This window comes from Allonocardiopsis opalescens (genome assembly GCF_003002095.1).
Lineage (GTDB): Bacteria > Actinomycetota > Actinomycetes > Streptosporangiales > Streptosporangiaceae > Allonocardiopsis > Allonocardiopsis opalescens.
In genome coordinates this window covers 1,355,296-1,369,654 of record NZ_PVZC01000001.1, presented here as the reverse complement: position 1 = coordinate 1,369,654, position 14,359 = coordinate 1,355,296, and the positions used below count along the sequence as shown (strand labels likewise).

15 protein-coding genes and 2 pseudogenes are annotated in these 14,359 nt (G+C 68.6%); 10 read left to right on the top strand and 7 right to left on the bottom strand.

Features of this window, described 5'->3' with window-relative positions; translation table 11 throughout:
• Window positions 1-99: 99 nt before the first annotated feature.
• A pseudogene (locus CLV72_RS33870) lies at window positions 100-330 on the top strand (lantibiotic dehydratase); the annotation flags it as partial.
• Window positions 331-368: 38 nt separating this feature from the next.
• Here the strand turns inward: CLV72_RS33870 and CLV72_RS33565 are convergent.
• The gene (locus tag CLV72_RS33565; RefSeq protein WP_281262391.1) at window positions 369-500 is read right to left on the bottom strand and encodes a hypothetical protein; all 132 of its coding nucleotides are present in this window, start codon (window positions 498-500) and stop codon (window positions 369-371) included.
• Window positions 501-888: 388 nt separating this feature from the next.
• Between CLV72_RS33565 and CLV72_RS32715 the strand changes: the two genes are divergently transcribed.
• The 6 genes from CLV72_RS32715 (at window position 889) to CLV72_RS05615 (ending at window position 5,375) form a co-directional block, all read left to right on the top strand.
• Window positions 889-1,110 (top strand): TIGR02679 domain-containing protein, encoded by a 222-nt coding sequence (locus CLV72_RS32715; RefSeq protein ID WP_281262394.1) that lies wholly within the window; start codon window positions 889-891, stop codon window positions 1,108-1,110.
• A gap of 42 nt (window positions 1,111-1,152) precedes the next feature.
• Window positions 1,153-1,362, top strand: coding sequence for a DUF2399 domain-containing protein (locus CLV72_RS32710; protein WP_211302712.1), 210 nt, complete (start codon window positions 1,153-1,155; stop codon window positions 1,360-1,362).
• Between the two features lie 366 nt (window positions 1,363-1,728).
• Entirely contained in the window at window positions 1,729-3,126 is a 1,398-nt protein-coding gene (locus tag CLV72_RS05630; RefSeq protein ID WP_106240288.1) for a type I glutamate--ammonia ligase, read from the top strand.
• Between the two features lie 97 nt (window positions 3,127-3,223).
• Window positions 3,224-3,751 (top strand): hypothetical protein, encoded by a 528-nt coding sequence (locus tag CLV72_RS05625; RefSeq protein ID WP_106240284.1) that lies wholly within the window; start codon window positions 3,224-3,226, stop codon window positions 3,749-3,751.
• 42 nt (window positions 3,752-3,793) lie between these two features.
• Window positions 3,794-4,507, top strand: coding sequence for a 2OG-Fe dioxygenase family protein (locus tag CLV72_RS05620; protein ID WP_170140882.1), 714 nt, complete (start codon window positions 3,794-3,796; stop codon window positions 4,505-4,507).
• A gap of 448 nt (window positions 4,508-4,955) precedes the next feature.
• Window positions 4,956-5,375: a carbohydrate-binding protein gene (locus CLV72_RS05615; protein WP_146159346.1), complete on the top strand. Its 420-nt coding sequence runs from the start codon at window positions 4,956-4,958 to the stop codon at window positions 5,373-5,375.
• A gap of 118 nt (window positions 5,376-5,493) precedes the next feature.
• Here the strand turns inward: CLV72_RS05615 and CLV72_RS05610 are convergent, their stop codons facing one another.
• The 4 genes and pseudogenes from CLV72_RS05610 to CLV72_RS05600 all read right to left on the bottom strand — a co-directional run bounded on the left by CLV72_RS05610 (window position 5,494) and on the right by CLV72_RS05600 (window position 10,808).
• Window positions 5,494-7,689 carry an ATP-binding protein gene (locus tag CLV72_RS05610; protein ID WP_245929874.1) on the bottom strand — a complete coding sequence of 732 codons (2,196 nt, stop codon included), beginning with the start codon at window positions 7,687-7,689 and terminating at the stop codon, window positions 5,494-5,496.
• A gap of 138 nt (window positions 7,690-7,827) precedes the next feature.
• A pseudogene (locus CLV72_RS33865) lies at window positions 7,828-8,205 on the bottom strand (helix-turn-helix domain-containing protein); the annotation flags it as partial.
• Window positions 8,206-9,036: 831 nt separating this feature from the next.
• Window positions 9,037-9,750, bottom strand: coding sequence for a DUF998 domain-containing protein (locus CLV72_RS05605; RefSeq protein WP_106241447.1), 714 nt, complete (start codon window positions 9,748-9,750; stop codon window positions 9,037-9,039).
• Between the two features lie 5 nt (window positions 9,751-9,755).
• A complete protein-coding gene (locus CLV72_RS05600) occupies window positions 9,756-10,808 on the bottom strand; it encodes an aldo/keto reductase (RefSeq protein WP_106240273.1) in 1,053 nt (350 codons plus the stop codon).
• Window positions 10,809-10,907: 99 nt separating this feature from the next.
• Here CLV72_RS05600 and CLV72_RS05595 point away from each other — a divergent pair, with 99 nt between their 5' ends.
• Window positions 10,908-11,489 (top strand): TetR/AcrR family transcriptional regulator, encoded by a 582-nt coding sequence (locus tag CLV72_RS05595; RefSeq protein WP_106240269.1) that lies wholly within the window; start codon window positions 10,908-10,910, stop codon window positions 11,487-11,489.
• A 46-nt stretch (window positions 11,490-11,535) separates the two neighbouring features.
• Here CLV72_RS05595 and CLV72_RS31675 read toward each other — a convergent pair whose 3' ends face one another.
• Window positions 11,536-11,733 carry a hypothetical protein gene (locus tag CLV72_RS31675; RefSeq protein ID WP_146159345.1) on the bottom strand — a complete coding sequence of 66 codons (198 nt, stop codon included), beginning with the start codon at window positions 11,731-11,733 and terminating at the stop codon, window positions 11,536-11,538.
• 486 nt (window positions 11,734-12,219) lie between these two features.
• Here CLV72_RS31675 and CLV72_RS05585 point away from each other — a divergent pair, with 486 nt between their 5' ends.
• Window positions 12,220-12,738: a hypothetical protein gene (locus CLV72_RS05585; RefSeq protein ID WP_106240262.1), complete on the top strand. Its 519-nt coding sequence runs from the start codon at window positions 12,220-12,222 to the stop codon at window positions 12,736-12,738.
• Window positions 12,739-13,041: 303 nt separating this feature from the next.
• On the opposite strand, the gene CLV72_RS31670 is transcribed toward CLV72_RS05585, so the two are convergent.
• Window positions 13,042-13,326: a hypothetical protein gene (locus tag CLV72_RS31670; RefSeq protein ID WP_146159344.1), complete on the bottom strand. Its 285-nt coding sequence runs from the start codon at window positions 13,324-13,326 to the stop codon at window positions 13,042-13,044.
• 335 nt (window positions 13,327-13,661) lie between these two features.
• Between CLV72_RS31670 and CLV72_RS05580 the strand changes: the two genes are divergently transcribed.
• Entirely contained in the window at window positions 13,662-14,357 is a 696-nt protein-coding gene (locus CLV72_RS05580) for an NAD(P)-dependent oxidoreductase (RefSeq protein WP_106240260.1), read from the top strand.
• The last annotated feature ends 2 nt before the right edge of the window (window positions 14,358-14,359 follow it).

Here is a 14,359-nt window from a genome sequence, read left to right as displayed (position 1 = left end):
GACCGGCAGATCCGCCGGTCGGGGGGAGATCAGCAAACCACACCCACGCCAGATTGACAATCGGTTGCCAGAATGTAAAGCCCAGCGGCTGCTGGCGCTGTGGCGCAGCGCGCCGCCTGCGACGGCGCCCGCGAGGTCCTGTTGACCTCGTCGCTGCCGGCGGAGTTGGAGCACGACGCCGACCCCACACCGCTGCCCCATGTCGACGTGCGGGTGCGGGTGCGGGTGCGTGTGCAGGCGGTGACCCGCGGCGCATTGGAGGCCGGGGACTTCACGCTCGCCGTCACCGGTATTGCGTCGGCGGCCGGAGCCACGGCGGGCCGGTTCCTGGATCTCCTCGACGTCGGCGACCGCCGGCGGATGACCGATCACTGCACCGCGCCGCCCACGCTGACCGCCTGGACGCCCCCGCCACCGTCGAGGCGGGCGAGGGTGACCGGCGCCTGCGGGCCTTCCAGGAGGCACTGGACGGCTGCGCCGAGGACGACCGGATCGACCATGATCCAGGAGCGAGCGGTGTCGTCATGGTGTACGTCAACGACGACGGAGGCCGCGATCCCGTCGCCGTGTTCGCCCGCCGGATGGCCGACCGTGTCGCCGAGCAGGGTCTACTGCTCCAGGAACGCCAGCGGGCCACACTGGAGGACGAGTTGCTGGCCGGGCTCGCCCAACAGATCCACGACCGCGTCGTCCTCGCCAGAGAACCGGTCGTGGGGATGAACCACGACACCCAGTCGCGGCCGATGTCGTCGGAAACGGCCATCGGCATTCGCTGGGTGCGCTCGGACCGGGCCGGCGAGCGGCAGCGCACCCCTTCGCACCTGCTGGAGCGCGACGCACGCGCCCTCGGACCGGCCGGCCTTTCCGAGTTGCAACCACGGGAACGCCCTGTCCGGCCTGGTACTGCGCGCCTTGGCGCTCCGGATGAAGGCGCCCCGTCCGCACAACGCCGAGCAGCGCCGCGAACTGTGGGAGTCCTGCGGCGTGGTCCTCGACGACCTCGCCGGCCGAGCGCTGGTGCTCAACCTGCCCGCGCACGGCGAAGGACTGGGCGAGTGGCTGACCGGAGCCGCCCGCCATGGCACGCCCTTCCACATCAGCCTGCAGTAGCTCATCAGCCTGCCCATCACCGTCGACCTGCCGGTGGTGCACGTGTGCGAGAACCCCGCCGTACTGCGCCGCGCCGCGGCCGAACTGGGCCCCTCCACTCGACCCCTGGTGTGCACCGAGGGCCGCCACTCTGCCGCCTTCCACCGACTCGCCGCCACGATCGCGGCGGCCGGCGGGTGCCTGCGCCACCACGGCGATTTCGACTGGCCGGGCATCGCGATCACGCGCTCCCTCATCGGCCCCGGCAAGTAGGGCGGCAGACTCCCGTGCTGTCCGACAGCGGCGGGCTGCCGCTGGTGGTGGGCGCCTCGGCCGCCAACACCCTGACATCCAGGCGTTCAAGCCGTTGTTCATGGCCATCCCGCCGATCCGTTCTCGGCGTCGTCCGCGTCGCCGGCACCCGGACAGTGCCTGCCACTACCGGGCTAAATAACATGCAGCCGCGGAAAGATGCCGCTCTGAAACAGTTGACGAGAGAACTCTCGTGCCGTTGTGACGACTGGGGTGGAGGTGAGGGAGTCTATAGGCGAATCAAAAGGAGGCGCCCATGTCGGGACCCGGCAGGCCGGACGCGCGGCGATCATCGGCCGCACGGCGCTCGTAAAGGAGCATGCTCGTATGACCGCAAGCGCTGGCAGCGGAGCGTCGTTGGCTGATGAGGCGGAGGGGCGCCTTGCTGCGCAAGGCGTGCGTATTGTCGCACTGAGCTGGGTGGACAACGCGGGCATCAGCCGGGCTAAAGCGGTGCCGCTGCACAGGCTGCCTCACGTGGCGCGCTGGGGGGTCGGCATGTCGCCGGTGTTCGACACTTTCCTGGTGAACGACTCACGGGCCCACGCTGACGGCTTCAGTGGGCCAACCGGGGATCTGCGGCTGCTGCCCGACCTGAGTCGCCTGACACGGCTCGCCGCGCAGCCTGGCTGGGCCTGGGCGCCGGCCGACCGCTATAGCCAGGACGGCACGCCTTACCTGGGGTGTCACCGTTGGTTCGCCGCCCGAATGGCTCACGAGACAGCTGGCCGAGGGCTAGGCCTTCGCATGGGCTTTGAGACCGAGTGGACCGTCGAGGCGGACTCACATCCGGTTCCGGGATTCGAGTCGGTACCGAGGTCTGGCCGGATCAGGGCCGGATCCGCTTACGGTCTGGCCCGCCTGGCAGACGCCGGGCCATACCTCGTCGATGTCGCCGACGCGCTCATCGCGCAAGAGCTCGACGTACTCCAAATCCATCCCGAGTACGAGACGGGGCAGTTCGAAGTGTCTACCGGCGCCGAGGACCCCTTGGGCGCGGCCGACAGCGCGGTTCTGGTCCGACACACCCTGCGCGCGGTGTCACGGAGCCACGGACTGCGCCCGTCATTTGCCCCACTGACCACACAATCCGGTGCTGGCAACGGCGGACACCTGCATCTGAGCATCTGGCGCAATGGCCGGAATCTGCTCCAGGGTGGTCAGGGCCCGCGCGGGATGACGGCGGAAGGCGAGGCGTTCCTGGCCGGGGTGCTCAGCGCGTTGCCTGCGCTGACGGCGATCGGCAGTCCAACGCCTGCCAGCTATCTGCGGCTGGTGCCATCTCGGTGGGCGGGCGTGTACCAGTGTTGGGGCTGGGAGAACCGCGAGGCGGCGGTCCGTTTCGTCACCGGGATGCCTGGACAGGAGATTGAGGCGGCGAATGCCGAGATCAAATGCTTCGACGGGGCGGCCAATCCATATCTGGTGGTAGGCACGGTCATCGCTGCTGGGCTCGCTGGAGTCGACGCAAGTCTTCGTCTCCCCCCGGAATACTCAGGCGATCCGGCTGTCGCGGACGCCACAGAGCTGGAAAGATTGGAAGTACGGCGACTACCCACCAGCCTCACGGAGGCCGTTCGACACCTAGAGTCCTCCACGCTCCTGCGCCAGGCACTTGGTGAGCCGTTGTTCCGTGCTGTGCTCGCGGTCCGGCATGGTGAGGACGAGTTGTTCGCAGGACAAACCTCGGCGGAGATCATCGAGGCCACTCGCTGGCGGTACTGAGTACGACTCTGGGAAGTTCCTGTGCGGTCCCTCGGATGCCCTTGTGCATACTTGTTCGTCCTTGACATTCTATCCCCAGAGGGGAACGGAGTGCCAAGTGCAGACATCAGACTACATTTCCATAGCAGCTGTGATGTTCTCGCTGCTCGCAGCTTGGAAGGCATATCGCGTCTCAGCGAAGGGCTACGAAACGGCGTCATACCACTCCGGGACGGACCTCTTCATGCAGCTCAACCTGGTGTTCGTGGAGTACCCGCAGGTACGACCATACTTCTACTCCGGCAAGGCACTCACAGAGGACGACCCGAACTTCCACCGAGTGCAGGCTACCGCCGAACTGATACTGGATGTATTCGAGTGGATATGGCACCGACGCGAGGGCATAACGGAGGTTGATCGCCAGGCCTGGTCTGACTACATCGGCCGGATGTTCGCGCTCAGCCCGGTCTTGCGTCAGTACCACCTCAACCACCCGGCGTGGCATCCCACCGTCACAGACCTGTACTTCTCCCAGGACGAGTTCGCCGGGACCTCCCTGCCGACACAGTCCCCGCCCTCGATGGTTCCAGACCCAGTCACTCCTGACCATGCATCGTTCACGGATCCAAAGCCCGAAGGGCGTTAGCACACCATGGCGCCGAGCGCTTCCGTCTCGAGTCTCGAACTGGTGACCGACGTTGCCAGAGGCATCGCCGCCTACGGCTTCCTGCTCGTGGATGGTCCTGCCTTCCGCCCGGACCAAGCGTGCATGCTCGCGCTGGACGCGTTCAGCCAGACATGGCGGGACCTGCCGCCGGACGACTACCTACCCGGGAATGCCTCGTATCGGCTGAGGCGACACGCCCGGTTCATACTGAACCCCGACAGCGGGAGACTTCAGTGGGTGCAGGACGCGGGCTATTTCCAGCACCCCACCGTGAATCCTCTCACCGGGGGGATCGTGCGCCGATTCGCCCCGCTTCTGGACGGGCAAGCACGCAATCCATTCCTGCAGGCCCTGATCCTGCGCAACGCCAGCATCTTCAGTGCCTGCACCCATGCAATGCCAGCCGCATGGGAGATCGACGTCCACCTGATCCGAATCACAGCCCGCCCGGGTGTACCTGGTCGACCATCCCCCGAGGGAAAGCACCGTGACGGCTTCGACTACATCGCTCTGCACCACATCGGGCGGGAAAACGTGACAGGCGGGTGCACCAAGATCTACGACATCGAGGGCGCACTGCTGAAATTTCGCACTTTCACCGGCCGGCTCGACAGCCTATACGCCGACGACTCCCGCATCCTGCACGACGTCACGCCCGTAGTCCTAGGCCCCGACGGTCCCACCGGCCATCGCGACATGCTTTTAATGAGCTTCACCGGGCTCAGCAACTCGTAAGCGGCATATCAGCGTGCACGCTGCAATCGCCGCAATTCCTTCAGAGCGCCAGGTCTGGTAGGGCCGTTGATCGGGTGGTCGGTGTGAGCTGCATTGACCACAGTGTGAACGCTGGGGACGTAGCGGTTCCAGACGGTGCCGGCGTCGGCGGCGATGCAAGTGGTGATCTTGGTGTGGAAGCCGATGACTTGGGCGGAACCTGAATCTTGAGGCCGGTCCGATTCAGGGAACGTCCGCCGCAGCGCAGGAGGAGCACTGCGCCGACCGACGTCCATCGACGGGTCCCGACACCCCCTGCAGCGTCACAGCCCCTTCGTTGTCCTTCGCTGACGTGGGCGAGCTGTCCGGTGGATGTCCGGTCGGTTGCCTGGTTCGCGCTGACGTCCGTGTCGAGAATCTCCTCTGTGCACCCGGAAAGTCGGGTGTGACACCCCAAGAGGAGATGTCCATGTCACTAACGGAACGCCACGGGAACATCAGAGTGAGGCTGCTCAGTGTCCTCGCCCTGCTGTCCTTCCTGTTCGTGCTCGCTCCCACCGCGCCGGCGTCGGCCGCGTCCGGCTGCAGCCTCAACCTGTGCCTGGCGACCAACTACTTCCAGGACCCCGCCTACAACGTCGAGGTGACGATCACTCCTCCCTCCGCCGGGACCTACCACGTGCACCTGTGGTTGGCCAACGCCCCGAACTACGATCACAACACTCCGGCGAGGTCCTACGCGGCCGGTATCAACTACGAGCACGGCGTGGACCTCCGCGGTACCGAGATCTACAGCCTGAGCCGTGGGGAGCGGCTGTGCGGGGAACTGTGGCGTCACCTGGGCGGGGGCCGCTACTCGTCGCACGGCCTGCCGTGCATCACGCACTGACGCTCTCCGGGGCGGCGCGGGTGCGGGAGTCGTCTCCGGCGGGGCTCCCGGACCGGTGAGGGGCCGCGGCTCCGCTGCGGTCGCGGAGAACGCAGCGGAGCCGCGGCCGGCCGTGCGTCTAGTCCTGGACGCGGTCGCCGAGCCGGGCGCGGATGGCCTCGGCGCCGGCCTCCTCGTCCTCGGTGTGGTCGACACCGAGGTGCACGAGGATGTCCAGGGCCTGTCGCCAGTGCCGACGGGCCTGGGCGTCCTGGTGCAGGGCGTGGTGGGCATGGGCGAGGCCGTCGTGGGCGCGCGCCTGGTCGACGAGTTGGCCGAGTTCGCTCACCAGGTCGAGTGCCCGTCGGTGCAGGTCCAGCGCGTGGCCGGGGTCGCCCGTGGAGCACCGGACGCGGCCCAGGCCCTGCAGGGCCTCGTACTGGTAGTTGCGGTCGTCGATCTCCCGGGCGAGGGCGAAGACCCGCCGGTAGTTGTCGGCGGCCTCCTGGGGGCGGGCCCGTAGTCGGTGGACGTGGCCGAGAGCGACCAGGGCGCTGAGCTGCCCATGGGGGTTGCCGATCTCGTGGGCGATCCCGAGTGCCCGCCGGTAGCAGCGGGCGGCCTCCTCCAGCCGGCCCTGACGGCGGTACGCGTGGCCGAGGCCGCGGAGCGCGTGCAGTTCGGTGATGCGGTGCCGGCGGGCCCGGGCGATCTCGAGGCCGTGTTCGAACTGCTCGGTGGCGTCCCGGCCCTGCCCGAAGCGTGACCAGCCCAGGCCGGTGAGCGCCTCCAGTTCGCCGTCCTTGTCGCCGACGCCACGGGCGATCTCCAGGGCCTCGCCGAACCTCTCGGCGGCCTGTCCGTAGCGGCTCGTGCTGTTGAGGACATGCCCGGCGCCGGTCAACGCCTCCATCTCCCCGGAGCGGTCCCCGATCTCCCGGGCGACGGTGACCGCCTGGGTGAAGTCGGCCATGGCCTGCTCGTACCTGCCGAGGAGTCGTCGGATGGGACCGCGCTTGGTCAGCGCGGCCACCTCGCCCCGCCGGTCACCCGCACCGCGTGCGGCGTCCAGGGAGCGGCTGTGCAGCCGCTCGGCGTCGACGTACCGGCCACGGGTACGCAGGTGGCGGTCCAGGGTGCTGGACAGGTGCAGGAGGTGGGGCGCGCTGTCGTGGTCAGCGGCGTGGTGGGCGACGGCGAGCAGGTTGGCCAGTTCAGCGTCCAGCCAGCCGGCGGCCTGGACCGGGTCCCCTGGGGCGTGCGGGTCGGACAGCACAGGGGGTGGGACCGCCGGGCGCCGCTCGTACTCGTAGGGGTAGGCGAGGTGCATCGCCACCGACGCGGTGTGGCAGTACTGGTCGAACAGCCGGGTGAGCGCCGCTCGGCGGTCGGCCTCGTCCATCTCGCGCGCGGCCGTGGCCATGGCGTGCGTACGGACCAGGTCGTGGAACCGGAATCGGCGCGGAGCCGGCTCCTGGAGCAGGTGGTCGTCGATCAGGCGGTCTGCCAACCGGGCTGCCTCCGGTGGCCGGGTGTGGGTGAGGGCGGCGATCGCAGCCGTGTCGAAATCGGCCCCCGGGTGCAGGCCACACAGGTGGTACACCCTTTGCAGGTCCGGGGTCAGCTGGTGGTAGGACAGGTCGAGGGCGGCGAGGACCGTGCGGTGCCCGGCCTCCAGCTCCGCCAGGCGCTGATGGTCGCGGAGACGCTCGACCAGGTCGCGCACTCGCCACGACGGGTGCGCCCCCAGCCGTGCCGCGGCGATCCGGATGGCGAGGGGCAGCAGGCCACACGCCTCGACCACCCTGTCCAGCAGCTCGGCCGGTTCGTCCAGCAGCCGCCGCTCGCCGACGCTGCGCCGGAACAGCTCCACGGCGTCGCGGGGCGGGAGCACGTCCAGCAGGAGGGTGTGGGTCTGGTCCAGACCGGCTAGGCGGCGGCGACCGGTGATTAGCACCATGCAGCCGGGCGAGCCCGGCAACAGCGGCAGCACTTGGCGTTCGCTGCCGGCGTTCTCCAAGAGGACCAGCATCCTCCGGCCGGCGAGTTCACTGCGGTAGAGAGCGGCGCGGTCGTCCAGGTCCGGCGGGATCCTGCCACCGGCGACACCGAGAGCGCGCAGGAGGCGGTCCAGGGCGTCGGACGGCTCGACCGACCGGACGCCTTCGGTGTGACCGTGCAGGTCAAGGAAGAGCTGTCCGTCCGGGTAGTCGGGCGCCATCCGGTGGGCGGCGTGGACGGCGAGAGCGGTCTTCCCGACCCCCGCCATACCGGCGATGGTGATGACCACCACCGCGTTCGGGTCCCGCCTTCCCTCCAGATCGGTCAACTCCACCGCCCGACCGGTGAACACGGGCGGTGCCGCGGGCAGCTGCCGTGGCACCGAGGCGGCCGGCCGGGGAGCGGTCGACTCGCCGTCCCCGTCGGCGGGCGGTGCGCCACGGGCCGCCGCCCGGAGCACCTCCTGTTCGGCGGGGCTCAAGCCCAGTGCGGTGACCAACCCCCGAAGCGTCGCGTTCTGCGTACGCACCCCCTGGTCAGTCTCCAGTCTGCGGACGGTGCGGACGTTCAGACCGGCTCGCTCCGCCAGCTGCTCCTGGGTGAGGAGAGCGCGTTCCCGCCATTCCCACAACAGCCTTCCCAGGGGCGCACCGCCCTCGCGCGCCTTCGGGTCGGCGCCGCTGTCGGATTCCACTGACACTTCACGCCCCGGCTGGTTCCGATGGCGTCTGGTCACCCCCGACCGCCTGGGGGGTCGGACACCCGGAAAGGCGCGTCCAACGTCATGGGACCATGGTAGGTCGTTGGCTCGACTCGGCCCGGATAGCGGCCGACAGCGGCCAGCCGGCATTAAGTGACGACCCGAATGGACCAAAACGGTCTTTTCATCAAGTTCTTCCCATTGGGACGCGATCTGCGGGTGATTCACAGGGAGCGGGCCCCGGTCGTGGTCCGTGCATCACGCGTCGACTTCCGGGGTGGGCGTCGCGCTGCCAGTTGGCGACCTGGCGGGTGAGCACGTCGGTCCAGAAGCGGTCGAGGAATCGAACATGAATCACCGCCGCTGAAACCAACAGACGCGATCAGGCGTGCTCCGAACGTGCTCGGCGGATATCGACCAGCCCGACACAGGAAGTCATCGAACACCATCAACCGGCATACGAATCGGCGACGACCAGACCAAACAACGCTCGGCGACACCAAATGGCATTCCGAGACACCCATCAAGGGAACTCTTAATCAGCGGGTTCGGGGTTCGAGTCCCCGGCGGCGCACCCCCAAAACCCCAGGTCAACGGGAATTTTCTACGTTGACGCTGGGGTTTTCCCGTGTCCGGACGTGCTCTAAACGTGCTCTACCGTCGGGATTCGGTCGAAGCGGCAGGTCAGGGGGAGCGACGCTCGCGCTGCTGGTCCCGCCACCCATCACACTGACCGCGCGCAAGAACCCGAAGAAGCGAAAGCCTAGACGCCGTGCCGTACTGCGGCACGCACCAGTCGCCGGTTCCTGAGTTGATCAGTTCGTCATCGACGTTCATCGGGCCCTCAGCAGCGAACGGCGACGGCGGTGTGCTGGTCGGGGTGGGCGATTTGGGTGCAGTCGCTCTGTCCGGCGCTGCCCCATGCCGGCCGTGTCGGTGGTCCGGATTCGGTGCTGCTGGGAGCGGGCCGCCGGCATTGGTTCAGCGCGAGGGAACCGCACCGGCTTCCGGCTTGTCAGACGGCTGCGCTGGTTGGCGGGTCAGCATGCTGATGCCGAGCAGGGCGTGCCCGACCATGATCGGGTAGATCGCCCAGCGTTCGAACAGCCCGATGTTCCATTCGATGCCGGCGCGGACGTCGACCATGAACAGGGCGAAGCCGATCAGACCGAGGACGCCGAGGGCCGCAAGGGTCCTGCCCCGGGCGCGGTCGAGGCCCAGGCGCCGGGCGGACAGGCCCGCGAGGAGCGCGAAGACGTTGCCGCTGACGATGACGGTCTGCGCGCCGAGGAAGTGGAACACCGCGAGCCCGTTGGCGACGTTCTCGTTCGAGCCGTGCACGATGCCGACGAGCGACACCCCGACGCCCGAGAGCACCGCGAGCAGCGTCAGGACGACAGGGCGCCAGCCCTGGCGCTGGTCGAGGAGGAGGGTGACGCCGACGATCAGGACGGCGCCGTAGATCACCCAGCCGGTGTTCATGACCCACGCGAGGGGTGAGTCCGCGACCTGACCGAACGCGGTCTCACGCTCGGGCAGCCCGAGGTGGCTGACCCAGTTGTACAAGGGTGCGTAGCGGGGGTTGGTCCACGCTGCGGCGGTGACGAGTTCGGCGGCCCAGCTTGCCAGCGGGCCGAGGAGCAGCAGGAGGGCGCCGAGGCGGGCGGCCGGTCCGGTGCGGAGGATGGAGGTCATGGCGGTCACCCCTTCAGGGCCATGCCGGGGATGCGGGCGCGGATGGCGTCGAGCTCGGCCTCGTCGGAGACGCCCTGGAAGTCGTAGCGGGGCGTGTACGGCGCTTCGAGCTCGAGCAGCTCGGCGTCGGTGAGCTCCAGGTCGAGCGAGGCGACGGCGTCGTCGATCTGCTGTGTCGTGCTCGCGCCGACCAGCGGGGCGGTGACCACCGGCTTGGACCGCAGCCAGGCGAGTGCGACCTGCGCTCGCTTCACTCCGTGCGCCTCGGCGACCCGCCCGACGGCGTCGACGATCGCACGGTCGGACTCCTCGGTGGAGGGGGTGTAGAGCATGTCGGCGAAGGCGCCGTCGGTCTGGGCACGCGAGGTCGCCTTCGCGTCGGCCCAGGCGCGGGCGAGGCGGCCGCGCGCCAGCGGGGACCAGACGATGGTGCCGACGCCCTCGTCGAGGCAGAGCGGGATCATCTCGCGCTCCTCCTCGCGGGCAAGCAGGTTGTAGTGGTCCTGCATCGACACGAAGCGGGCCCAGCCGCGGGCCTTCTGCAGGTGCAGGGCCTTGGCCATCTCCCAGGCGCGCATCGAGGAGGCACCCAGGTAGCGCACTTTGCCGGCCTGGACGAGGTCGCTCAGCGCTTCGAGCGTCTCCTCCAACGGGGTGGACGGGTCGTTGCGGTGGACCTGGTACAGGTCGATGTAGTCGGTGCCGAGCCGCCGCAGCGAGTGGTCGACCTCCGCCATGATCGCCTTGCGCGACAGGCCCTTGCCGTTGGGGCCAGGGCGCATGGGGTGACGCAGCTTGGTCGCGATGACGACGTCGTCACGGTTGGCGAAGTCGGCCAGCGCCCGGCCGAGGATCTCCTCGCTCGAGCCGTTGGAGTACATGTTCGCGGTGTCGAAGAAGTTGATGCCGGCCTCCACCGCGTGGCGGATCAGCGGTCGCGCGTCCTTCTCGCCCATCGACCACACCGGGTGGCCCCGGTCGGGCTCGCCGTAGGTCATCGCGCCGATGGCGATCGGGGACACGTCCAGGCCGGTGGTGCCGAGCTTGACGTAACGCATCAGAGTGCCTCCTGCTAGAGTGAAACTTACGGAGAGTTCTCCGCGACTAGGTCGAAACTAGCGGAGAGTTCTCCGGAAGTCAACGGGAGGAGACTGTCCGTGCCTGACGAGACGGCGACGACGTACGGGACCCAGCGCAAGGCGGCCGCGCACAACCGCGCCGCGATCCTGGAGGTCGCTCACGCCCTGTTCGCACAGAACCCCGCGACCTCGATGAACGAGGTGGCCAAGCGCGCCGGTGTCGGAGCGGGCACGCTCTACCGCCACTTCCCGACTAGGGAGGCGCTGATCCTGGCGGTGTACCGGCACGACGTCGAGAAGCTGGTCGCGGCGGTGGACGGCCTGCTGGCGCGACGTCCCGCCAAGGAGGCCTTCGTCGAGTGGTTCGGGACCCTCGCCGCCTACATCCGCGTCAAGCACGGCCTCGGCGAGGCACTGCACAATGCCGCGATCCAGGACGCGATCAACGAGACCTACGCCCCGGTCACCGCCGCCGTCGCCAAGCTGCTCGACGCCTGCGTCGCCGAGGGAAGCGTCCGCCCGGGCCTCGACCCGGGCGACGTCCTGCTCCTGATGGGCTTCCTCTGGCGCGTCGCGCCCCATGACGACGGTGCCGCGCAGGGACGCAGGCTGACCGCGATGGTCTTCGACGGGATCGGAACTCCCGGGGCGTCCCGCTGACGGCCGCGGGAAGGTCTTCGCCCAGTCCTTCCCGCGGCCCGTGCGGTCAGCGCGCCGGCGGCGGGGTGATGCCGTAGGACCAGTTGTCGCCCAGCGCCGACTCGCGCTCGCCGACCACGGACAGCGCTTCCATGCGCGCGCTCTCGTCCTCGGACGACGTCAGCCGTGCGGCGCCGGCGTTCCCCTCCAGGCGGGCGGTGCGCAGCGTGCCCGGGATGGGCACGACGCTGTGTCCGCGTGTCACCGTTCCTTCGCCGCAATTCGGTGTGGCTGGGTGCGCGGGATGAGGTTGGCGGCTTCTTGCGCGGTGGTGTGGGCGAGTTGGGGGAGGACGCTGGTGTAGGTGTCGGCGGTGTTGGTGATGGAGGAGAGCCCGAGGAGTTCTTGGACCGCAATGGCTCTGTGGCCTGCCCTACGCGATTCCCTCGGCAAAGCGGGATGAGCTGTGACGAGTACCCGTTCCGATCAACCTGGCAAGGAGCCTCCACTGGTGAGGTGACACCAGGTGAGACCGGCCCGCGTACGTTCGACTGGTGCCAGATCAACGACGACCGGCGCCCCATCGGGATCACCGGCCCGCGCGGCTGCAGCTCCTGCATGATCAACGCTGCGCAGAACAGCAGCGCAGGAGGTCTCCTCCTCGCTTTCTACCAGTCCCAACGAGTAATAGAACGAGACCCGTTCTTCGTCTTCATCGACGAGTAGGAACACACAAGGAGGGCCGAGCAGCATGACCAGTCCGGCAGAGGCCGTCCACGGGGTCGTACGGGTGGACTACCACCAGTTCCGGGTGGCCGACCAGACCGACCCGTGGAACACCGAGCCCGCGTACAACGGCCTGTTCGCCACCGCGCCCGGCCAGGTCGTCATCTACACCGGCGCCAGCAGCGGCCAGGTCAACCTCGCCGTGCAACCGCTGCCCGGCCCTCCTCCCCCGCCCGACCTCGACGCCTGGGACGAGATCGCCGACACCACCCTGGAGGCGCCCCACGGCCGAGCACGCATCGACACCATGATGACCGACCCACCGCCCCTCCCCGACCTCACCCAGACCGGCCCAGGCAGCTACCGCCTGCGCATCCACGCCCGCGGCCGCGACACCGGCCCCGACAGCGTCGCATTCGAACCCGTCGAGGACTGCCTCGTCCAAGCCTGGCCCGCACCCCCCGCCCCCGACACCATCCACAAACACACCGACACCTACGGCCATGACCTCGCCCGATCCGCACAATGGAGGAACCAAATGTGAATCATCGCCGCCGAGACCGGCAGACGCGATCGGGCGTGCTCCAAACGTGCCAGGCGGATATCGACCAGCCAGACACAGGAAGTCATCGAATGCCATTTACCGGCATACGACTCGGCGGCGAACCGGCCAAACAACATATAGCGTCACCAAATGGCACTCCGAGACCCCCGTCCAGTGAACTCTTAATCAGCGGGTTCGGGGTTCGAGTCCCTGGCGGCGCACAAACCACCAGCTCAGAGCGCCAAGGTTCTTGGCCCTCGCTGGCGTTCCCACGCATAACCCACACGATGTTCCTCCGTCCCTCTACTCGCCGACCACGGCCTGCAGCACGGTGGCGGCGCCCGTGGCGGCCTTCTTCCGGCTGAAGTAGACGTCCTGCCTCATCGACGCCTTGGCGTGCCCGAGCCGGTCCGCGCGCTCGGACCGGCCTCGCCCATGAGGGTGGTCACGGTCTTGCGGCCGACTGCGAACCGGCCCAGGGGGCGGCCGCATCCAGCGCCCGGCGCAGGTCGCGGCTGGTGTGCTGGGATCACGCAGGCCGCCCATGGGCGCGGTGAACACCGCGTCCCACTCGTTGTCGATCGCCACGGCCCTGCGCCGCCGCAGAAAGGCGCGTTGATCCCGCTCTCCTCTGTCGGCCCTTCGACGGGGTCACGCACGAGTGGCGCATCCCGGACCGTTTTGCGACACCCGGAAGTGGTGGCGGGTGTCACATGACCGCGCTGTCACAGGCATCCGGTCATCGGCGACTTGTGTTCGTCAACCGTGGCATCTCCGCGGCGGGGAGGACGCGAGTCCAATCGGCGGCGACACCGTCCGGCGGGCCCATGTCGGGGACGCGGCGGGGTCGCGGTCAAGGGAAGGCACAGCGCGTTGTCCATCGCCCGCGCCGATGTCTCCGGCTTCCAGGAAGGACGGTCATCGTGCTCATCACGGTCTTCGGCGCCAATGGGCGCACCGGTCGGCTGCTCACCGGTCATGCTCTCGCCGCCGGACATCAGGTCACCGCGGTCACCCGGCGGCCGGAATCGTTTCCGCTGCACCACGACCGGCTCGAAACAGTGGGTGCCGACGTGCTCGATTCCGTGGCCGTCGATGCCGTCGTGGCGCAGCGGGATGCGGTGCTGTCGACGCTCGGGGTGCCCGCCGGCAGGGAACCGATCAGCACCTACTCACGTGGTGCGGCCAACATCGTCGCCGCGATGGAGCGGCATCGGGTGCGCCGGCTCGCCGTCGTCAGCTCGAGCGGGGTGGATCCGCGTCCGTACTCCGATGGCGGGTTCCTGTTCAACCGGGTGCTGCTGCCGTACGTGACGCGGGTGCTGGGCAAGACGCTCTACGACGACATGCGGCGGATGGAGAGGCTGATCCGCGCCAGCGGGCTGGACTGGACGATCGTGCGCCCGAGCGGGCTCTACCACCTGCCGTCGGTCACCGGCTACACCCTTGTCGAGGGCCGCGCCGACGGCAGGTTCACCGCCCGCACGGATTTGGCCGCGAGCATGCTGGCGCTGCTGGACGACGACCGCTACCTCCGTACCACCGTCAGCGTCATCACCACCACCGACAACCCCACCCTGTTCCAGTGGATCCGTCGCGAAGCTCTGGCCGAGCGCTGAGC